Here is a 21,984-nt window from a genome sequence, read left to right as displayed (position 1 = left end):
AGGTGCCTAATATTAGGAAGTATAACAGTTTCGGTCTTGCACACCAATCCATTTAACCGGCCACAAATCACTAACATTTAATACCATAAAAATACTATCTTCTTTATCCGTTTACAAACTGACCTGGTCCAACTTAAAGGATATCCTCATAAAATGGACCTTTCTGATATTTCCATTACATGAAAATTTCTGGACATTGATCAAAAGGACCCATATTTATTTTTTTTACTATTCCAGATCTTGTTATTAATACTTGAACACTTTGTCTCCTGCAAAAACATCTTGAGCCTTATCATCGAAAGTGGCTTTCAATCCTGTCCTAAGGGCTGCTGTGGTCATAATGTTGGCAATAGAATGATTGTAGGCCGCGTCAATTGGTCCATTAGTTTCCTTTCTACTCCTTACACATTCCATCCAATTCAGCATATGCAATGAAGTCATATTATCAGCGCCCGTATCGGCAGAGGTAACGACCTGTGTTGCACTTTCTGACAAATCAAATTCCTGTAATTGATTCGCCTCCATGCCCATTTTATTGGCATGGGAAGCCTTCAATCCTCCGTTTGGACTAACCTTATTGGTATCCAGGTTTAATTCTCCGCCATTGGAATAATAGATTTCCTTGGTTCCCCCTGCAGAATTTGTAAACCTTGAGGAATATACCACTTGGAAACCTTTGGACATATCGTCCAATGGGCCGTAATCAAATACTGCCGTCATGGTATCGTAATTCTTTCTTCCATCTTTCCATAGATAAATTCCACCATTGGCGGCAACACTTCTTGGATGGTTCAATCCTGTAAACCAGTGTACCGTATCAATCTGATGGGACATCCATTGTCCGGGAATCCCAGAAGAAAAAGGCCAAAACAATCTATATTCCAAATACTTTCTAGGATCCCAGACCTCATAAGGTCTGTTCATTAGATAACGTTTCCAGTCGGTATCCGACTCCTTAATTTCACTGGTCAATTGAGGCAAGCGCCATCTATCCGGCTGGTTAACGTTCCAACTCATTTCAACCATTACTATATCCCCAAATTTACCGGATTTAATATAGTCGTTGGCCGCATGGTAGTTACTGCCACTTCGTCTTTGGGAACCAATTTGAAACACGATTCCCGATTCCTGAACTGCTTTTTTGCCTACCCTTGCATCGTCCATGGTTTCGGCAAATGGTTTTTCCACGTATATATCCTTTTTGGCATTGGCAGCTTGTACTGTGTGCAGGGCATGTTGGAAATCTGGAGTGGAAATTATGACCGCATCTATTTTATTTTCCTCATACATTTCATCATGGTTTCTCCAAACCTTCATCTTCTCCCCGGTTTTCTCCTTCAGGTAAGCGGCTCCTTCGTCCCTTCTACGGTTCCAGATGTCAGAAACCCCTACAATTTCGAAGTTCTGTTTCTTGTGATGCCCTAAAAATGCCGGAATCAACGCCCCTTTGGCCCTATTGGAAAACCCTGCAATGCCTACCCTTACCCGATCGTTGGCACCTATGATCTTATTATAGCTTTTGGCACTCATGGAATTAACGCCCAAGACGATACCACCCGAGGCCAATGCCGTTTTTTTGATAAAATTTCTGCGTCCTTCGCTCATAATCAATATTTTAAAATTAAACCAAATTTAAAACTCCCGAACTTTTATACTTCTAAAGGAAACATGGTCACCATGGTCCTGCAAAAGGATCCTACCGGCCGGAATCGTACCAAAATTTTCCCACTTCTCGTATTTACTTTTTTCCACAAGGGCTTTGAATGTCTGGCTAAACCGGTCGTATTCAACCACCTTCACATTATTAAGCCAATGTTCAACATGGCCGCCCCTAACAACGATACGGGCATTGTTCCACTTATCTACCCCATTAAAGTTCTTCCCTCTGGAATTTTCAAAGTTCTCTGCCCGAATCAAATCGTATAAAGACCCTACAGTCCTATTGCCATTTTTTCCCATTTTAGCATCTGGATGTTCCTTATCATCCAACACCTGAAACTCCAGACCTATGGCCGAACCTTCACCCATATTAAGACCTGGGTCAACAAAATATTTAATGCCGCTATTGGCTCCTTTTGTCAACTTAAAATCAATACTTAACTCAAAATTGCTAAAAGCCGATGTGGTTACAATGTCCCCACCGTTCCTGGATTCGGCCCCATCAGATGACAGCACACTTAGCGCGCCGTCTTCCATATTCCAGCCTTTCTCCGGAAACGCATTCAGTTTGGCACCTCGCCATCCTTCCGATGTTTTGCCGTCCCATAATAATCTCCAGCCCTTTCTAATCTCATCCGAGGTGAGCTGATTTTGCAAATAGCTTATTTCAGGGGCATATGCGGCTACCTGATTACGCTCCTTCTCCAAATCGGAGGTCTTGATCCTAATATTCTTCCATTTTACTATTTTGCCTTCCAAACTTTCGTCATGGATGGAATGCACCTGAAATGCAATAAATCCCTTTGCAGTATGATCATCCACTAGGTTGGCGCATTGGATTCCATTCACCCAGGTCCTAATGTTTTGACCAATGGCCTCTATTCTGTAATAGTTCCATTCGCCGGGCTTAAAAGCATTTTGCCCTTTGATGTTTCTGGAAAGGGGATAAAGCCAACCTCTTCTGGCCTCATCATAGACCCCACCTGCCCATTTCCTGTCACTGGTTTCAATTTCACATTGGTATCCATGTACCCTTCCGTCCATGTATTCGGCAAGACTCAAACTTCTAAATTGTACTCCTGAATTAAGCCCATTTTCTACAAATACATCAAATTCCAGAATGAAATCGCCATAGGCCTTTTTTGTAGCCATAAAACTATTGGGGGTGTTCAATCTGGAAGTACCGATCATTTCCCCTTTTTCAATCTTATATTTTGCATTCCCATTCAATTGTTCAAAATTGGAAAAGTCCTTTCCATTGAATAGCGTTTCCCAACCATCCTGGGCGGAGGTAAAGAAGAACGTAAAATGAAGTAGCAATACCAAGCACAGGTTGGTTGATTTTCTATTAGCCATAATTTTAGATAATTAATTTTCGTTAACGTTAACGAAAATATAAAAATATGCTGAAACTCCAACTGACAAATTAACTAATATGTATAAATTGCTTACATTAATCGTGAATAGAATAGAATTAAATGATAATTAATGACAAATTCAATACTTTAGAGCAACATAATACCTTCCGTATAAAGACCAGCCATTATCATTTTTAAAACTTGACGGATTATCTTACATTGTTATACCCTTTTAAAAATCAATATTCATTTATAGAACATCCCAAATGCCTATAATTCCCTCTAATTACAACCCCCCATTTCCATTTAGAAGTGGTCATTTCTCCACTATTTATTCAGGGATGATACGCAAGGTAATTGGCCTTAACCAAGAACGCGAACGGGTAGAACTTGGCGATGGGGATTTTATGGACTTGGATTGGAGCTATACGGACCGCCCATCCTCTGAGGTAGTCATACTTTTGCACGGTTTGGAAGGCAATGCCCAACGCCCTTATATTACAGGTAGCGCCAAGCTGATGAATGCCTCTGGCATAGATGCCTGTGCTGTTAATTACAGAGGATGTAGTGGTGAAACCAATCGACTTTACAGATCCTATCATTCCGGAGCAACTGAAGATTTGGAAGCAGTAATAAACCACATTCTAAAAGAAAAAAAATATAACCGTATATATATAAAAGGATTTAGCTTAGGTGGCAATATGGCCTTAAAGTACTTGGGAGAAGGAAGATCGCTTCCCGAAGAAATAAAAGGGGCGATCGCCGTATCTGTCCCCGTTAATTTACACAGTTCCTTGATAGAACTTTTAAAACCGAAAAATATAATGTATGCCCAACGTTTTAAAAAGCGCCTTATAGCCAAACTGCGGGCAAAACAATTGCTGTTCCCAAAGATGATAAGCAATGCGGATATTGCAAAAATAAACACCTTAAAAGATTTTGATGACATTTATACCAGCAGGGCACATGGATTTAAAAATGCCATTGATTATTACCAAAAGTCGAGCTCTCTACAATTTATCCCTGCGATTACGACCCCTACATTAATTATCAACGCCAAAAATGATTCCTTTTTGGGTGAAGAATGTTACCCGTCCAAGGAAGCCGAGCAAAATAAATCCGTACAATTTGAACAGCCATTGTACGGGGGTCATGTAGGGTTTTATGACCAAAAAAATATCACTTATACTGAAAAAAGAGCATTAAAATTCGTTGAAGAATTACATTAAAATAATCTATTTGCTATATTCGTGAAATAATATATTATAACTAACGATGAAAAAATTATTTATCCCTTTGGCCATAGCTGGATTGATTCTTAGCTGCGGTGAAAAAAAAGAAGAAAAGAAGGAAGGTTTTGAAATGAACCGAGCCAAAAAAGAAGTTAAAGCGGAGCCCGTAAGTGAAGGAGTACCAGTAGATATGGACAATAAAGGTGTTGGACCTATTAAATCCGTAAAATTTGCTGATGCAATAGATACCGAACTGGCTGCAAAAGGGCAAAAAACATTTAGCACTATTTGCGTGGCTTGCCATATGGCGGAGCAACGTTTAATTGGTCCTGCCTTAAAAGGTGTTTTTGAGAGAAGAAGTCCAGAATGGGTAATGAATATGATTCTAAACCCTGATGGTATGCTCAAGGAAGATCCTATAGCCAAAGCCTTGTTAAAGGAATATAACAATGCGATTATGCTAAACCAGAATCTTTCCGAAGATGATGCCCGTGCGGTAGCGGAGTATTTAAGGACTTTATAGTACTCAACTACTAAATATCAAAAAGCGTTTGCAGCAACTTTTGGGTTGCTATAAACGCTTTTCTTTTTGTGTAATATTGCTAAGTGTAATACAGATTGAGGATAATTCTACACCTTATCCACTACAACTTTATAGGTCGGATCCTCAATTACATTAACATCTATAATTTCGTCGGCATTCTCCAACAACCTTATACAGTCACGACTTAAATGTTTTAGATGCACTTTTTTACCCACCTTGGCGTAACGTTCGGTTAATTTGTTCAAGGCCTCAATTCCCGACATATCTGCCACCCTACTTTCCTTAAAATCGATAATCACCTCTTTGGGATCGTTCTGTATGTCAAACTTCTCAGCAAAAGCGGTAGTAGAACCAAAAAACAATGGCCCGTATATTTCGTAATGTTTTACCCCATTTTCATCGATGGTCTTTCTAGCCCTAATTCGTTTGGCATTTTCCCAAGAATAGGCCAATGCAGAAATAATTACCCCAAACAAAACGGCGATGGCCAAATTATGGGTAATGGCTGTAATCAAGGTAACCAAAACCATTACTACCACATCGGAAGAAGGCATTTTTCTAAAAGTCTTAAAACTTGCCCACTCAAATGTTCCAATTGCCACCATAAACATAAGTCCAACCAAAGCGGCCATTGGCAATTGTTCAATTAATTTAGATCCAAACATTATAAATACCAATAACATTACGGCAGCCGTAATCCCCGATAAACGGGCTCTAGCGCCAGCTGAAGTATTGATCAAACTTTGTCCGATCATAGCACATCCGCCCATACCGGATAGAAATCCTGAGAAAATATTTGCAGTTCCTTGAGCTATGCACTCTTTGTTGCCACTTCCGCGCGTGTCGGTAATTTCGTCTATAATATTCAAGGTAAGCAAACTCTCTATTAAACCAACTCCTGCAACAATAGCCGCAAAAGGAAAGATTATTTTAAAGGTTTCCAGGGTAAAAGGAATATTCGGAATGGATAAAGGTGGAAATCCGCCACTAATACTCTGCCCTTCAGCCATGGTATCGGCCACTGTGAGTGTTTCTATACCAAAACCTAAAACCAAGCCAGATACCACTACGATTGCCAATAAGGAAGAGGGCACGGCCTTGGTTAATTTTGGAAGGCCCCAAATGATCAACATGGTTAAAAGCGTTAAACCCAGCATAGTCCAAAATGCCGAACCGGATAACAGATCCGTGGTGCCCTTCACATAGAAATTGGGGAACTGGGCCATAAAAATAATAATGGCCAGTCCGTTTACAAACCCAAACATTACAGGATGTGGAACCAGGCGTATGAATTTACCCAATCTTAAAACTCCTGCCATAATTTGTAAAAGCCCTGCAATGATAACGGTGGCAAAAACATAATTCAAAATGGTTTCCGGAGTGATACCGGGAAAGGTATTCTTTAATTCCAATATTAGCCCGATAAATATAACTGCCACGGCCCCTGTAGCACCGGAAATCATTCCTGGCCTACCCCCTAAAATAGAAGTTACCAAGGCCAATACAAAGGCTGCATATAATCCTGTTAGTGGTGAAAACCCAGGGATCAAGGCAAAAGCTATTGCTTCAGGAACCAAAGCTAGGGCTACGGTTAAACCGGATAAAATCTCCGTCTTATAATCTACTTTCTGCTTAAAATCGAATAGATTCAAATACTTCTTCACGTCTTTGTTTTTAAGGGCGCAAAAGTAGGGGATTTTCTTGTTTTATAGGCTTCGATATGCCTAAATGTGACATTTACAACAAATTACCAAGATTGAAGCCCTAATAATTTCTTGCCCAAATCATTTAATTTGGCCGATTTGTACTTGGTCTGTTCCCAATTTCTGGGGTCACCTGGAAAAGCATATCCCTCTGGTGCCAATCTATTTTTCCAAGAATTGATGCGCCAAGTTTTAAGGGGCACATTATCCTCTTCAGCCGGCATCATTGAGATATATTGGGCAATTCGCACTTTGTTTTTTGAATGATTTGGCCTTATCCCATGCGGTTGTGTACTATTAAAAATTAAAAGATCGCCCGTTTCCATCTTCACCTTTACGATTTTATCTTGTAAATCGCTAACATCTGGTTTAAAACGGTCCCTATCCTCCGGCTGATCAAGTTTCCATGAATCATAATTCCGGTAGAGCCAGGGAATACATTGAAATCCACCCATATTTTCATCGGTCTGGTCTGCCAAAGCTAATACGCCCTGTACATTCTGAGGTCTGGTTTCCGGGTCGTAGTCCCAATGTATAAACCCCTTTTGCTCGAATCCTGGCCGAATAGGGAAATTTAGGTTGGCCCTATCGATTGTTACCCAAAGTTTTTCCGTCCCCCAAATATCCACAAAAGCATCGTAAATTTTTTCCTGTTGCCTATTGTTCCATAGATACTGATGGTTATACACCTCCACCATTCCTGTACCCGTTAATTCCTTCATTTGCATTTCTGCCCTTGGAGGCGTATACCAACTGTTGGGATTCTTGGGGTCTTTCTCTTCAAATTCCCATAAAAAGTGGGCGGTTTCCTGTGCTTGGGACTTAGTAATAGCATTTTTGACCACAATATACCCGTTGTACAACCAAAATTGCCAATCCTCCTCACTCAGGATTCGCAATGGTATTCCGTTACTTCGGTCGTTCAAGACTATTTTACTGGTAGTGGAAGTGGAAGGATTCCCCGGAATCTCTGCATGTGGGTTTTTGTTGGTTACCTTATTATATTTGGATCTCATACGCTGGATTTTTTATAGCCACGAACAACACCTTAATTTAAGAAATTAAATTGAAAATAGCCCTTTTGTTGAACAGCCAATTATTGGCGGAATAACTCTTTAATTATGGCAAACAAAAAACCGCCCTGGGTAATTACTCCAAGGCGGTCTTTAACTAAATAACCAACCAAAAACTTCTTTATATCGGTACCGTAAAACCTTACGTCAATAATTATATCTTTCTTTTTCTGGCCACTTTCATGGTCCCCAACTCGGTTTTCTCCCTTTTCTTATCCAATTGGGATTTTCCAGATTTCAAATAGGTAATAAGTCCCTTTCCCCTAAACTTATAAACCGTTCCACTAGAGGAATGATAGAGCTCTATTGTACTATCATTAATAACGTACAACTCAAAGTAATCATTGTCCATGAATTCATAATCCAGTGTTAAAGTTTTAAGCGTTTCATCGTTATAAACATTAAACAGGGAATACTCCCCTTGATAATCCCATAAAATATCGTTGAAATGCATCCCGTTGGGGTCTACGGAGGAATTAAACATAGTTTTATTTCCTTCATTATAGAACTGCAGGTAATTTTCCGAATCAAAATCGTTTACGACTCCCTCTTCACTTGTGGCTATCTTTTCCCAAATATCATATTCCTGAAGTAGGTATTGTAAATTGTCATAAAATACCATGTTGTAATCAAAGTTATTTATTTGATAACCCTCCAAAAAATACGATGTTCGGCTATTGACATCATATAATTCAATGGTATTATTATCAACTACAAATACCTCCAAATTCCAATAACCGTCAACAACATGGTTTATTTGCAAACTTTCATTGACTATATTGAAATAGCCAACATCCAATCCAAGGCCGTTCCCTGTTTTTCCAATTCCCACTAAATTGTTATTGGCATAAAAAGTTTTACCAATAAAGGAGACGGTAAACGCTCCTTGCAAAAAAGGAACTTCCCCATTGCCAGTGGTCTCATTTATATCCACGTACCAAAGGTCATAGGATTGTAATACTGCATTAATATTTAAAATAGGGTCCTCTATATATTCATCCTCGATAATAACTTCCGTGTAACAACCGCTTGCTAGAATGCCAAGGGTTAAAGACGTGAGTAGTAGTTTAATAGTTCTCATTTTTTTAAAGATTGCTGTTACTATATACTGTAAAAACAATCATTGTGCCAGTAATGCTACTTGTTGATAATCAATTCATTGCCTTATGCCAAAATATAACAATACCTAAGGAGCTGAATATCTGACTGCACAGCAAAACTTAAATCATAATGCCACTTGTCTCGAATTCTTGTTTTGAATCTCCAAAAAACAGTCCTACATTGCCATGGATTTTATTAAACAATACACTCTTCCAAATTGTTAAAGAAAATATACAGGCCATGGATACTTTTTTAGTAATCTGACGCCTAAATTATGGCACAAAAAATACAACAAGAAGATGTAAAGAATGAATTGATAAAAAAAATTATTTATTAGCTTACCAACCTAATTGTTTAATGTTTTATGCGAAAGAGAATTGGTTGATTATGGCAGATAATTTTTATTAAGTTCATTTCCAGGTTAATACAAAATTTTAAAATAGATGAAAAACAATGTAAAATTTGCTATGTTGGGAGGTGGTAGCTGGGCAACTGCCATTGTTAAGATGTTGACAGAGAATGCCGATGTGGTAAATTGGTATATGCGAAATACGGATGCCATTGAACACATTAGAACACAAAAACACAATCCCAATTACCTCAGTTCTGTAGAGTTTCATACAGAGCAATTAAACCTTACAAACGACATTAACGAAGCCGTTACCGATGCCGATGTACTAATATTTGCTATTCCCTCTGCTTTCTTGGAAAACGAATTGAAGCAACTGACGGTTGACATTAAGGACAAAATAATTTTTTCGGCCATTAAAGGCATTGTACCGGAAACCAGTTTAATTGTTGGGGAACATTTTCATGTTAATTATAATATTCCCTTCGAAAACATAGGGGTCATTACCGGGCCTTGCCATGCCGAAGAAGTTGCTTTGGAACGATTGTCCTATTTAACCATTGCCTGCGCAGATACCGAAAAAGCCAAATTGGTGGCCAAACACTTGAGCAGCGATTATATAAAAACTAAAATATCCGACGATATTATCGGGACGGAATATGCAGCCATGCTTAAGAATATTTATGCCATTGCTGCAGGTATCGCTCACGGATTGGGCTACGGTGATAATTTTCAAAGTGTACTCATGAGCAACTCCATCAGAGAAATGAAACGGTTTATAAAACGGGTACATAAAATGAAACGCAACATAAATGATTCTGCCTATTTAGGAGATCTTTTGGTAACCGGCTACTCCGTTTTTAGCCGTAACCGTATGTTTGGCAATATGATAGGCAAAGGGTATACCGTAAAAAGCGCCATGATGGAAATGAAAATGGTGGCCGAAGGCTATTATGCCACCAATAGTGCCCATTTAATAGTTTCAAAACACAAGAAAAAATCGAAAACTCCTATTTTAAACGCTGTTTACGAGGTCCTTTATGAAAATAAAAGTCCGAAAAAAGTATTCAAGGACCTGACCGAAAAACTGGATTAACTTATAAATGTTACCTCTGTACGATCAAGCGAATATTAATATAATGGCACTCTCTAAATTCTGTCCAGTGAAAAATTGGAGTGCTCTTCCAATTCTTCCTCCAAGGTTGCCCTATAGGAGTTAATGATCTCATCCTCCAGTTTAAATATAGTTTTGAATTCGGCCAATATGGGTTCCATCAATTTTCTAATACTGTCAATATCAAAGTATAACCTTCCAGTCCTTCGAATAAAGAAATCCATGGGAGTTTGCACCATTTCATTTTCAATGGTAAACTTTAATTCGGCTTTGGCCATGCCCAATTCATGATCATCATCTTTTTGTTTGGCATAGTATTCCAAAATAGTTTCAGTTTGTTTCCCGTAATTGGTAACCAAATACCAGGCATCATATTGTGAAAATCCTTCAGGGGTTAATCTCTCATGAATTTCTGCAATATATTTCTTGACGTATTTATACTTTTTAAATTCGTTACCACATAATGGAATATGCTCGGTATCTGAAGGTTTTACTAAACTCCCATAATCCTCCTCCAATTTTTTTCCGACCCTGTTCACCACTCTCTCCGCCATTTTACGATAACCCGTAAGCTTGCCCCCGGCAATACTGATAAGCCCAGATTCTGAAGTAAAAATCTCATCCTTTCGTGATAATTCAGAGGCGGATTTGCCTTCTTCGTGTATGAGCGGGCGTAGTCCTGCCCAAGAAGATATAATATCTTCCATTTCCAAATTAATCTTTGGAAACATATTATTCACGGCAGATATTAAATAAATGGCATCGGCGACATCCGTTTTTACGTCGTCCTTATTCTCGTTGAAATTTGTATCCGTTGTACCTATATAGGTAATCTTGCCCCTTGGAATTGCAAACATCATTCTACCATCCGGAATATCAAAATACACCGATTGCTTTATAGGCAATTTATCGTAGGGAAAAACCAAATGCACTCCTTTGGTAAGATGTAGACGCTTTCCCTTTTTTGAATTATTAATCCCCCTGAGTTCATCTACCCAAGGCCCTGCGGCGCTAATTACATATTTCGACTTTATTGAAAATTCCGTATCCGAGACTGTGTCTTTCACTTTTACCCCTGCCACTATGCCCTCATCATAAATAAAGTCCTTCACTTCAACGTAGTTAATAGCTATGGCTCCATGGTGCAAACTAGTCTTAATGGTCTCCATGGTCAGTCTCGCATCATCCGTCCTATATTCCGCATAATACCCTGCTCCCTTCAATATTTTTTTGGGCAACAAAGGCTCCAATTTCAGGGCTTCTTTTTTCTCCAGCATTTTACGTTTGTCATCCCCTGTAACCTGTGCCAAAATATCATAGACTTTTAAACCTATGGAGGTGAGCCATTTGCCATAAGATCCATTTTCTATTAAGGGCAATAACATTTTCTCTGGCAACACCAAATGTGGCGCCAATTTATGAACTATGGCCCTTTCGGAACCAACCTCTTTTACCAGCCAGAAATCAAATTGCTTTAGATAACGCAGGCCACCGTGTATCAATTTTGTTGACTTGCTACTGGTTCCTGATGCAAAATCATTTTTTTCAACCAAGGCCACCTTTAGACCTCTGGATGCAGCATCCAAGGCAATCCCTCCTCCCGTAATTCCGCCACCGATCACAACAAGATCAAATGATTCTTCCGTTAGTTTGGCAACGGTTTTTTTTCTGTCCAAATTAGAAAATCGAATATTTTTTGTCATCTTAATATATATCGGTTAGTTATGAGGTGGATTTATCTTACTTCAACTAATGCCCTTAAAGGTAACTGATTATACTCCTAAATCAAAGGACAAATGTTACTCCAACGTTATCGTTATAACAACTTCATTGCCCAAAGCATCCACAGCGATAATCCTATGATTTCCCGGTTCAGGTATCAATCCTTTTTCATGAAAGTTTGTGGTTTCCCCAACAAATTTCTCATCCAAATACCAATACACAGGAGTTTCAGGTTTTGAATGGGCCAACTTCACTATTAATTCGTTCTTTTTTCCTTCAAAATTTTTGGGCAGTGTTATTCTACTTCCGTTCCTTGGATAAATAAACTCCATAACCGCAGTGTTGGTTTCTTTGCAACCCTCTAAGAAAACCGGCAGAGATTTATAGGTTGGATGACTCTTTTTATAGTAGAATTCCATTAATGGAGGTAGCACGAACCAAGACTCGCTCCGCATTTCGGACAGGCTCGCGCAAGAGGAATTAACCCTATACTGTTTTTGAGGATCTAAATGTACCAGTTGATGATAGGCACAGGCTTTTACATAATTTTGTTTGTTGGGGATAGAGATAACCTCACTGGGGCATATTTCGGTAGCCAAGAAACCGCTTTTGGAGCATACTCTAATTTCGGTAAACTCATCCTCAGGTTTTTGAAACCAGGCAGATTGTGGCAAAACATTAAAAACATCGAATAAAATTGGGGCCGCACTAGTGAGTCCAGAAACATTTGGTCTTCCTTCTCCATCCGCATTGCCAGTCCATACCCCTACCACATGGTCTTTGGTAATTCCAATGGCCCATGCATCCTTATTACCAAAACTTGTACCTGTTTTCCATGCTATCTGCTTGGAGGAATCAAAAAACTCCCAAGATTCGCTTCCCTCAGGTCGGTTAACTTTTTTCATCGCCTCAAAAGTGAGGTAGATACTGGCCGCATCAAAAATAGTTTTTACGGTGGATTTCGCCCCAAAATCGGCTATTGAATCCGCACTTATTATTGGCTCTACAAATTCTTTTGTGTAATACTCACTGGAAGTTTCGTTAAAATGGTTTACCGTTGATGCCAAGGAGGCATAAGTCTTGCACAAATCCCATAGATTAGTTTCTGCTCCTCCAAGTATCAGTATAAGTCCGTAATGATCGGCAGACCTGTTAAGCCCCCTTAGGTTAAATAGATCTAACTGATCCCTAAATTTTTCAAGACCATAGGATTGCAACAAGCGTACAGCCGGAATATTGAGTGACTTTGCCAATGCCTTGTCTGCCTGTATGGCACCACTATAACTTTCATTGAAATTTTCAGGTGTATAACCCGCTATTTGGGTAGGAACATCAGGTACCAGCATGTTGGGCAACAATTCTCCCGCATCCATCATGGCAGTAAACAATAACGGTTTTAAAACACTGCCAGTACTGCGATTGGCCTGCACCATATCCACATCCTTCTCATGTTCATTATCCGTTGGTGTGTTGCCTATATATGCAAGTACCTTGCGGGTTTGTACGTCCATTACCAGTACAGCCGCATTATAGACCTGATTCTGTTTCAAGGTATTATAATGCTTTTTCACAATAGCATTTATATTGGTCTGAAGATTTTCATCCAAATGGGTCAAAATTCTTTTCCCTTTGCCTTTTTTTGCCAAATACTGTACTAAATGAGGTGCTGTATCAGGTAGTGAAAATGGCTTATTAGGCAATTCTTCCAGCAGCGATAATTGGTACGTAGTGCTATCAATATGATGGTTTAGTAACAATTTTTGAAGTAGTTTGTTTCTCTTATTCCGTAATTTAATTTGATTTTTTCCAGGATATATCAAGCTTGGGGCATTGGGCAGTACGGCCAAAGTAGCTGCTTCCGCCCATGATAACTGACTTGGTTGCATGCCAAAATAACGCCAAGCCGCTACCTCCAGTCCAACCACATTTCCGCCAAAAGGGGCATGGCTTGCATACAATTTTAAAATGTCTTTTTTGGAATAGCGAAATTCCAGCCTAGTGGCCAAAACCAATTCCTTGACTTTTTCCCAATAAGACCGTTTTTTATGGTTACGGGACAATCGAATCACTTGCTGGGTAAGTGTACTCCCACCCCTCACCGTTTCCCCGGCAAGAATATTTGCTATGAACGCCTTACTTATGGAAACAGGATTAAAACCAGGATGATGATAAAAATGGGCGTCCTCAAAATTTAAAATACAAGTCTCAAATTTATAGGGTACGCTATCAACAACAGGAAACCTCCATTGCCCATCCTCGGCAATAAGCGCTCCCAAAAGCTTTCCTGATCTACTCTCAACAACAGTTGCCTGTGGGGTGTTGAATAGTTGTCTGGGCAAACAGAAATAATAGGCCGTCAATAACAGTATAAGAATCAGTAACTTTTTAGGATGCTTTCCGATTAGCCCTTTCAGCCATTTTAAAACTGTAACTCGCTTAACTGGATTCTTATCCGTTCCCAAATTCATATTCCCTTTCTACCGAACAAATTCGGACTTTATGCCATTTGCACCACTCTTCCCTCCCTTTTTTTGGGCAAATAAATTATTCGCAATTCTTTTCGGATCTGTAATAGCCCCCAAATTATCCCAATATCTTGAGGTGACCCCTATTTGGGCTCTGGCACTTTCAAAGCCTAGAAACCCCAGCCTTTTATCCAATAACTCCATCTGCTCGGCAATTCCATCATAACTGTGATCATCTTCCATTCTGGTCGAAGTAAAAATTATGGCATAACAGGGTTTTGGAGGTTCCATATTTAAGAAATGTAATCCCTTTCCAAAAAGTAGCTTACCAAGGCCTCTTTCATCAATACGGATTGTTCACCAGCCTTTAGGGGTGGCAATTCTTCCTTAATGGTATAATGTGGCCAGCCATCTTCATCAAAAAAATCGAACTCATAATACCCATAGGGTTCCAACAACCTACATATTGCAATATGCATTAGATTTAACTTTTCATCTTTCTTGTAGGTTTTATGAATCTGTCCCAATTCCTGAACACCCACCAAATATATAATTGCATCCAATTCCAAGGGATCGCTATCTGCAAATTGTGACGATAGTTTCTTAACCAAAATCTCCCATCTATCTTTTAATTGTGTATCTCTAGACATAGTAATTTAGTTCTAATGCCGGACTAAGTTATCCAAGCTTTGTAGAATTATCCAAAGGTACAAATCAAAGTTTTATATTTGTCAAAAGACTTTTCGGAATGGGTGTATTGGATATTATTTTAGGACTATTATTGCTTTACGGTCTATACAAAGGAATTAGAAATGGTCTATTCGTTGAATTGGCATCTCTAGTAGCCCTTGTGACCGGTTTATATGGTGCCATTCACTTTTCCTATATTGTAGGGGAATATCTTTCTAAAAATATGGAGTGGAACGAACGATATATGAACACTGCTTCGTTTTTGATCACCTTTATCATTATTGTCCTGGTAGTGAATATGGCTGGGAAATTGTTGACTAAGATCGCTGATTTTGCCATGCTGGGATTGCTAAACAAAATAGCGGGAGGAATTTTCGGTGCTCTCAAAGTAGCGGTCATACTCGGTGCATTATTGATTTTTTTCGACAGAAGCAATAACCAATTGGGGTTTGTTAAGCAAGAATTAATTGACGAGTCCAAACTTTATAGCCCTGTAATGGAAATTGGTGCCTTTGTTTTTAGCAAGGTACTTAAGGAAAACAAAGCGCTTGAAGTAGAACCACCTAAGAATAAGGAACAAGACACCTATATTAAGGTTGGTGGATAAATATAACATCCTATGATACAAAAAAATGTGGTGACCATAGGATGGTATAGTTCTCTACCTTAAAACCAATTATTGGGTTGCACCCACTTTGGTATAGGTGAATTTTACATCCGTTTGTATGGTTAATCCTTTAACATCTGTAATATTATAATTGGAAGTAACGGAAAAAGCCGATTTATCGGTATTGAAAACAATATTCAAATTCTGGGCCGAACAATTGCCAATTAAACCTAGAGTACCACTCGAAAGCTTCCAAGTCCCTGCAATTTTAATTTTATTACTGCAAGTTGAAGCATTTTCCCCTTGTGAAAATTCATAGGCCCGACCTGGACCGAAGGTATAGTCGGAATCCTTCTCGCAGGCCGAATATTGAACAAAAATATCTTTTTTGGGGTTTTCTTCGTTATCATTGGTTATATCCACTTCTTTTTCCGCAAGTATTGCCGTTAGCTGCCAAGTTCCGATTAAACTGTTTTCCTCCTCGGCCAGTGCTCCCTCAAAATCAGCAGGACATTCAATGGTATTATCCGTACTACAACCCACAAATAAAGTGCTCAGTGCCATAGTTACAATGAGCATAAAACAAAATCCTTTTTTCATCATTTCTATTTTTTTAATAAGAATGCAAAAAAGACAAAATGGTTGCGCGATATTGATATTTATTTTTGTCTCCTATGAATACAACTACTGCACAACCTCTACCCATTGACCCTTAGTGCGTACAACGTAATCATTGTCGTACATGGCTTCAGCTTGTATCCCGGGCAGATAATACCTACCCAAATAAGATGCATTCAACAATACCCTAAATATTTTTGTTTCGTTCTTTTTCATATCAAAATAAAAATTCGCCCTATCATCCCGTAAATCCGTATAGGTCACCTCATTTTCAGCAAAATCCCCAAAATCTGTGAATCGTGTATTTACTATTTCCCAACCACTGGGGAATATTTCTGACAATGCCACATTTTTGATCAATTCTGCCTTGGTATTGGTAAGTGATACCTCAGCAACAAAATCCGTACCCTGCATTATGGAGGAAGCGTCCAATTTAGTGCCATTCCGTCCTTTAAAAACCACATTGGCGATTAAATTTCGTTGTATCTCCTTCTCCTCTCCAACAGGAAGTATACCACTATTAATGATGCTGACGTAAATCAAATTGGCACCCTCATTTTTTATGTTGATGGAATTGGTCCCAGTTTTAATTGCCAATCCTATATTGGCCAAGGTTTTTTGTGTATCAACAGTACTATCTCCTCCATTAAGCGATATACTGGCCTTAATCCCCTTACCTCCAACTAAATTGGCAAACTTAGCCAAGGCCAAAAGACAATAGGAAGTACTTTGGGTGCTCATCCATTCATCGTTGCTTAATCGCTGCGCCAAGTTCTTGGCCATTTCCTGAGCTTTCATCTTATCCTTTAAAAGCACATAAGTTTCCAAAGCCATGGCCCTGTTCCGTTCAGGGGACCCATAGGTATAATAATCATTTTTAGTGGCCACAAAATCAAGATTTGAAGATTTGATCAACTGTTGGGCAACACTCTCTTGACCAATAAGTGCATATGTGGCCGCAAGGCGGAATTTCCCATTAGCGGACAAATTGGGAGTTTCCCTTAGTCTATTCATTGAAGCAATATCAGCATTTCCGGAAAGGGCCAGGGTATATAAGCGATATGCCTGCGCCAAATCTGAAAAGGAAGCCCCTGCCCGCCATTGTCGAGCTATATTTTGCTGATAAGTTATCCAATTCGACTTAAACCCTAAAGGCATAACGTATCCCTTTTTCTCCGCTTCCAATAAAAAGTGACCCACATAGGAAGAACTCCAATCATCGGCATTATTTTGTCCTGGCCAATAGGAGAATCCACCGCTAGGCATTTGATAACTGCCAATTCTTTTTATGGCATTTTCCACATTTTGTTGAATCTCCTTTTTCCTAGTCGAACTAATATCAAAGATATCTGCCATAAACAATTGGGGAAAGGCAGTGGAGGTGGTCTGCTCCAAACATCCATGTGGATATTGGATTAAATATTGCATCCTTCCATTAAAATTCAATGGTGGAAGGGTAGAAAGTTCAACCTCTGCCTGGTTACTTCCTGTAATCCCAAAAGTTTTAAAATCTAGGGTCCTGTTACTATTGCCCTCCAAAACAACCTCCTCGGTCACTGTGGTTAAAGGATTTGGGTTAACCACATCTATAGGTATTTCAAAAGAGGCCCTTTCACCATTCCCTGAAGCTTCGACCACTACCCTACCTACACCACTATAGTCGGCTACCTTCAATTGAAAATAAGCCATTTTTTCATCTGGCTGGGAAAATGAAACGCTTTGTATGGCATTACCTTCTATGCTAAAGGACGGATCTGGTTTAATTTTCAGAGTCACTTCTTTTACTTTATTTTCCATGGCAAAGACAGTAACGGGCAGTGTTACACTCTCCCCTGGGGTAATTTTCCTTGGCAAGGACGCCAATACCATCAGGGGCTTGCGCACAGGCGTTGATTTTTCTGCGACACCATAAGCAGCATCTCCAGAATTTCCTGCTATGACCATAGTGCGTACAGATCCAACATATTTGGGTATGTCTATTTTATGTGATTTTGTTTCCCCCTCCTTTAGGACAAATGGACCTAGATAAACCACCATGGGTTCAAAACGATTTGCCTTTTTATTTTTAGCTCCGGCCAATTCCCCATCCCCACCAATAGCGAAGACCTGATTTATTCTTCCCCCATAGGCTCCTATTACATCATCGTACACATCCCAACTCTTTACCCCCAAAGCCTCACGTGCATAAAAAGAATCCCAAGGATTTGGAGTTTTATAACGAGTTAGATCTAGCAATCCTTCATCCACTATGGCAATACTATAGGTCATGGCCCTACCTTTTTTCTCATTTACCTTGACCGTTATATTTTCTTCCGGCCTCAAAACATCCGGCATAGATATTTCCGGGAGCAGTTTGGTTGTAGGATCTTCCACCGATATAGGAACTACCCCATACATCCGAATTGGGGAATCGTTTAAAGTTGAGGCATGAGGCTGCAAAAGACTAATGTTAATGTAAACATTTGGGGTATACAACTCAGTTATCGGGATTTCAAATTTTGTTTCCCCTTTTTCCGATTCCACCCAGAGTGAATGGAGTACCTCACTGCCATTTTCAATGGTAACCAATGCCCTGCCGCCTACGGAACCTGGAAAGGTAACGGTGGCCGTTTCTCCAACTTTATAATCTTCCTTGTCCGTGGAGAACATTAACATTGTAGCGGCAGAAGGGTCATTTTTCATTGACTTCCCTGCCCATCCCGGCCAATCCACATAGATTGTTTTACCAGTGGCATGTCCACCCATTGGATCCTCCACCCTAACCAAATATCGGCCCCATTCAGGATATTTTAATTCAAAATTAAAGGAAGCCTTACCACTTGTATTAGTGCTGATGTTTTGTTCAAATACCTTTTCCTGATACTCACTGTTGCTAAAATTGGATAGATTGTCCGATGAAGTCTCCCACCACCATCTCCAGTTAACTTTATATATGGTAACCTTTAGATTATTGGCCGCTTTGGCATTGCCCTTTTCATCCACCGAAACAACTTCAAATTTATGGGATTGATCTGTAAGCAACATTCCCCTAATCTTATCACCTTTGGGCACATTTAAGCCTATATAAGTTTTGAATGGCGAAAACTGTTTTGTGAAGACGTCTGTACTGAAATCACCCCCATTTTCATATACTTTGGTCATAAATGCCGTTGTTAGCATTCCTGGAGCCAGACTATTTATTTGTGGACTAAGCGAAAAGGACGCCTTGCCATCGGCATTAACAGCGCTATTAAAAACTACTTGGTCTTCAGTGGAAAAGGCCCTTGTTGGGTCATCAAATACATAACTTGGAAAATTCTTAAAAGTTGTTGTCTGTACATTAAACTTTGCCGTAATATCAGCTTTGAGGTTTTTTGCCGGTGCCCCATGGAGCCAAGCTACCTGCAACGAACCTTTGATAGGTTTACCACCGGACAACACCTCATCTTCAAACTCAGTTTTAATCTTCAATCGATTAGGTTTGATCGTTTCTATCTTAACGGTTTTGGTAAAGGATGCCCCGCCTACAGAAACCTTGGCCAGCCAATTACCGGTAGGTGCATTTTCATCTGTCCTTAAAACAAAATTGTAAAAATTGTTCAGGGAAGTGTTCTTTACTTCGCGAAGAACCACTTTGTTGTAGGGGTCCATTAATTCCAACTTTACCGGATGTCCTGCTGGAAGTTTATTGGCATTATCGTTCAATAGAAAAGAAACAAAAAGCTTATCCCCTGGTCGCCAAACTCCTCTTTCACCGAAAATAAAACCTTTGATTCCCTTTTGCAGAGCAACGCCATCAACATTAAACTTACTTACGGACAAGGCATTGCCGTCATTTAGTTTAACGTAGGTTTTTTGACCATTGCTCTCCGCAATCGCAAAGTATGCCATATTATCCGAGTCAAAGATAGAGGTGCCATCCACCTCGGTTATGACCTGCCCAATAACCTGTTGCTGATAATTGTAGAAGGTTACCTTGGCTCCAGCTATGGGATTGGTACTCAAAATATCATTGACCGCTACAAAATAGCTTTTGTTAACCCCTTGTTTTACGGTTACTCCTAAGTCCGAAGCCAAAATATTGGCCCCAACTGTTTTATCGTAATAATAGGTGGTATGGCAGGGATTATCACGTTGGTTCCAATCGTAATTAAAATAGTAGTCTTCGTAATAGGATTCTACTCCGTCCCATGAGCTGTTTTCTGATTCTTGATCAAAATCATCGTCAGATGTTGTTTCCTGGTCAAAATTGGTGTCTTCACATTTAAAAAGGCTATACGATGGCTTAAAACTAAGCTCTACCCTGTACATGGCACCTGCTTCGGGAGTAATGAGCGATTTTAAATCTAGGGCATGTGCCGACCATTTCCCACTATTACCACTAAGGTTGCTTTCCAAGTCCAATTTCTTTGTTGCAATAGGCCTAGCTACTGTTTTTAAGTTATAGTTCCCGTTAAGATTATTTCCTTGTAAAAACTGCAAAACATTAGTTTCAAATATTTTAAGAACGGTTACGTTGACCGACTTCAGATTTACGGCTTCAAAATTTATTTTTAAGTTATTGGAGGATGGTAAAATTGTCCCGTTGGATAATAGCCTGACTTCCGGTTTTATTTGTTCGAAAGCTACCATCTCCGCAAGCTTCGTTTTTAACTTGTAGCCATCAATACTTTCTATACCATCAAATACCTCGAGCTGAATTGTGCCAGTCACCTCCTTGGAAGGATATACTTTTAAGGTATTCCCAACAACATTGTATTTAGGGTTGTTATCGCCTTCCAGCACCACAAGACCCTTAAAGTTCTGTCCTTTTTTTAAAGGATCTGAAAAATTAATGTTTATAATTTGCTTATCCCCGGTTTCCACGTTGACTTCCAGAATACTAAAATTGCTCTTCCCCGGAATCTTTATAAAATTCTTTCCTGAACTATCTATATTTAAAACCTTACCCTCCCAAACAACCTCCAATTCCGTATCCTCCGTAAATCGCTGGATACTATCAATTTTAAAATGAAATTGTGTGCCTTCCGCAATGGAGGAATCGAATTTTACGGGAACATTTTTCCCTTTCTGTTTTACCACCAACAACTGTTTGGCATTTTTTAAACTCAATTGGTCCGCACTTTTGAGTTGCCCCTCAATATATTGGTAATCCTTGGAGTAGGATTGTACGGTCTGGGCATATACACTGAACTGTTGTTTCAATGTTTTTACGCTGAAATTAAAATGCTGCAAATCCTTTGGGGCCTCGGGAATAATTGCCCCTAGGTCCAAAGTAAAACCGTAGGTGCTATCTTGTTGAAAACTGACTTCGGGTATAAAAGCTATAGTTCTTCGATCCAATGCAACGACCTTACCTTTGGTCTTTGGAATTACCTGTAACAAATCGCTACCCAGTACCTGTCCACTTTCCCACGAATCAACGGGCCTATTCAAAACTACCCGTACATCAGCTTTTACAGAAATTATCCCATGGGACACTTCTGTTATAAAATCCTGATAAAGATTTAAGTTATCTATTGGAGTTTTGGCAGTGTCTTTTTTGGAGTTGCAACTAAAAATGAAAAGAAATAATAGGGTACGGACAATTAATTTCATGAAAGGAACCGATTTAGTACTGTAAAGATAAAAGGTTTTCCTTTTGGGGAATATTTTTTAATCGAATAAAGGTCCTTATAGGATAATTTGCGATATCATTACAATTGTAGACAATTTTTCCACTTACTGCCAACCATATTGGTATTTATTGCTAGCGGAAAATCGTTCTATA

The 21,984-nt window shown here is 39.4% G+C and carries 15 protein-coding genes; 4 read left to right on the top strand and 11 right to left on the bottom strand.

Annotation, left to right across the window (positions count from 1 at the left end; translation table 11 throughout):
- Positions 1 to 246 precede the first annotated feature (246 nt).
- Both CWD91_RS02880 and CWD91_RS02875 read right to left on the bottom strand, forming a co-directional pair.
- Complete coding sequence (locus tag CWD91_RS02880) at positions 247 to 1,605, bottom strand: Gfo/Idh/MocA family protein (RefSeq protein WP_103439422.1); 1,359 nt, start codon at positions 1,603 to 1,605, stop codon at positions 247 to 249.
- A 27-nt stretch (positions 1,606 to 1,632) separates the two neighbouring features.
- Positions 1,633 to 3,015, bottom strand: a complete 1,383-nt coding sequence (locus CWD91_RS02875; protein ID WP_103439421.1) for a 3-keto-disaccharide hydrolase — start codon at positions 3,013 to 3,015, stop codon at positions 1,633 to 1,635.
- Positions 3,016 to 3,283: 268 nt separating this feature from the next.
- On the opposite strand from CWD91_RS02875, the gene CWD91_RS02870 reads away from it, so the two are divergent.
- Both CWD91_RS02870 and CWD91_RS02865 read left to right on the top strand, forming a co-directional pair.
- Positions 3,284 to 4,246: a YheT family hydrolase gene (locus CWD91_RS02870; RefSeq protein WP_103439420.1), complete on the top strand. Its 963-nt coding sequence runs from the start codon at positions 3,284 to 3,286 to the stop codon at positions 4,244 to 4,246.
- A 46-nt stretch (positions 4,247 to 4,292) separates the two neighbouring features.
- The gene (locus CWD91_RS02865; RefSeq protein WP_103439419.1) at positions 4,293 to 4,772 is read left to right on the top strand and encodes a c-type cytochrome; all 480 of its coding nucleotides are present in this window, start codon (positions 4,293 to 4,295) and stop codon (positions 4,770 to 4,772) included.
- A gap of 107 nt (positions 4,773 to 4,879) precedes the next feature.
- Here CWD91_RS02865 and CWD91_RS02860 read toward each other — a convergent pair whose 3' ends face one another.
- The 3 genes from CWD91_RS02860 to CWD91_RS02850 all read right to left on the bottom strand — a co-directional run bounded on the left by CWD91_RS02860 (position 4,880) and on the right by CWD91_RS02850 (position 8,650).
- Positions 4,880 to 6,457: a SulP family inorganic anion transporter gene (locus tag CWD91_RS02860; RefSeq protein ID WP_103439418.1), complete on the bottom strand. Its 1,578-nt coding sequence runs from the start codon at positions 6,455 to 6,457 to the stop codon at positions 4,880 to 4,882.
- An 83-nt stretch (positions 6,458 to 6,540) separates the two neighbouring features.
- The gene (locus tag CWD91_RS02855; protein WP_103439417.1) at positions 6,541 to 7,512 is read right to left on the bottom strand and encodes a phytanoyl-CoA dioxygenase family protein; all 972 of its coding nucleotides are present in this window, start codon (positions 7,510 to 7,512) and stop codon (positions 6,541 to 6,543) included.
- A gap of 211 nt (positions 7,513 to 7,723) precedes the next feature.
- The gene (locus CWD91_RS02850; RefSeq protein WP_103439416.1) at positions 7,724 to 8,650 is read right to left on the bottom strand and encodes a nicotinic acid mononucleotide adenyltransferase; all 927 of its coding nucleotides are present in this window, start codon (positions 8,648 to 8,650) and stop codon (positions 7,724 to 7,726) included.
- Between the two features lie 463 nt (positions 8,651 to 9,113).
- Between CWD91_RS02850 and CWD91_RS02845 the strand changes: the two genes are divergently transcribed.
- Positions 9,114 to 10,115 (top strand): NAD(P)H-dependent glycerol-3-phosphate dehydrogenase, encoded by a 1,002-nt coding sequence (locus CWD91_RS02845; RefSeq protein WP_103439415.1) that lies wholly within the window; start codon positions 9,114 to 9,116, stop codon positions 10,113 to 10,115.
- 53 nt (positions 10,116 to 10,168) lie between these two features.
- Here the strand turns inward: CWD91_RS02845 and CWD91_RS02840 are convergent, their stop codons facing one another.
- The 4 genes from CWD91_RS02840 to CWD91_RS02825 all read right to left on the bottom strand — a co-directional run bounded on the left by CWD91_RS02840 (position 10,169) and on the right by CWD91_RS02825 (position 14,970).
- Positions 10,169 to 11,836, bottom strand: a complete 1,668-nt coding sequence (locus CWD91_RS02840; RefSeq protein WP_103439414.1) for a glycerol-3-phosphate dehydrogenase/oxidase — start codon at positions 11,834 to 11,836, stop codon at positions 10,169 to 10,171.
- Between the two features lie 96 nt (positions 11,837 to 11,932).
- A complete protein-coding gene (gene pbpC, locus CWD91_RS02835) occupies positions 11,933 to 14,323 on the bottom strand; it encodes a penicillin-binding protein 1C (RefSeq protein WP_103439413.1) in 2,391 nt (796 codons plus the stop codon).
- Positions 14,324 to 14,332: 9 nt separating this feature from the next.
- The gene (locus CWD91_RS02830) at positions 14,333 to 14,611 is read right to left on the bottom strand and encodes an antibiotic biosynthesis monooxygenase (protein ID WP_239985623.1); all 279 of its coding nucleotides are present in this window, start codon (positions 14,609 to 14,611) and stop codon (positions 14,333 to 14,335) included.
- A gap of 2 nt (positions 14,612 to 14,613) precedes the next feature.
- On the bottom strand, positions 14,614 to 14,970 hold the full coding sequence (locus CWD91_RS02825; RefSeq protein ID WP_103439412.1) for a hypothetical protein: 357 nt from the start codon (positions 14,968 to 14,970) through the stop codon (positions 14,614 to 14,616).
- A 98-nt stretch (positions 14,971 to 15,068) separates the two neighbouring features.
- On the opposite strand from CWD91_RS02825, the gene CWD91_RS02820 reads away from it, so the two are divergent.
- On the top strand, positions 15,069 to 15,617 hold the full coding sequence (locus CWD91_RS02820; protein WP_103439411.1) for a CvpA family protein: 549 nt from the start codon (positions 15,069 to 15,071) through the stop codon (positions 15,615 to 15,617).
- A gap of 69 nt (positions 15,618 to 15,686) precedes the next feature.
- Here the strand turns inward: CWD91_RS02820 and CWD91_RS02815 are convergent, their stop codons facing one another.
- Both CWD91_RS02815 and CWD91_RS02810 read right to left on the bottom strand, forming a co-directional pair.
- Positions 15,687 to 16,220: a DUF5004 domain-containing protein gene (locus tag CWD91_RS02815; RefSeq protein ID WP_103439410.1), complete on the bottom strand. Its 534-nt coding sequence runs from the start codon at positions 16,218 to 16,220 to the stop codon at positions 15,687 to 15,689.
- An 81-nt stretch (positions 16,221 to 16,301) separates the two neighbouring features.
- Entirely contained in the window at positions 16,302 to 21,812 is a 5,511-nt protein-coding gene (locus CWD91_RS02810) for an alpha-2-macroglobulin family protein (protein ID WP_103439409.1), read from the bottom strand.
- Positions 21,813 to 21,984 lie beyond the last annotated feature (172 nt).

Source organism: Arenibacter hampyeongensis, from assembly GCF_002909255.1.
GTDB classification, from domain to species: domain Bacteria; phylum Bacteroidota; class Bacteroidia; order Flavobacteriales; family Flavobacteriaceae; genus Arenibacter; species Arenibacter hampyeongensis.
This window is presented reverse-complemented; position numbering and strand designations above follow the sequence as displayed.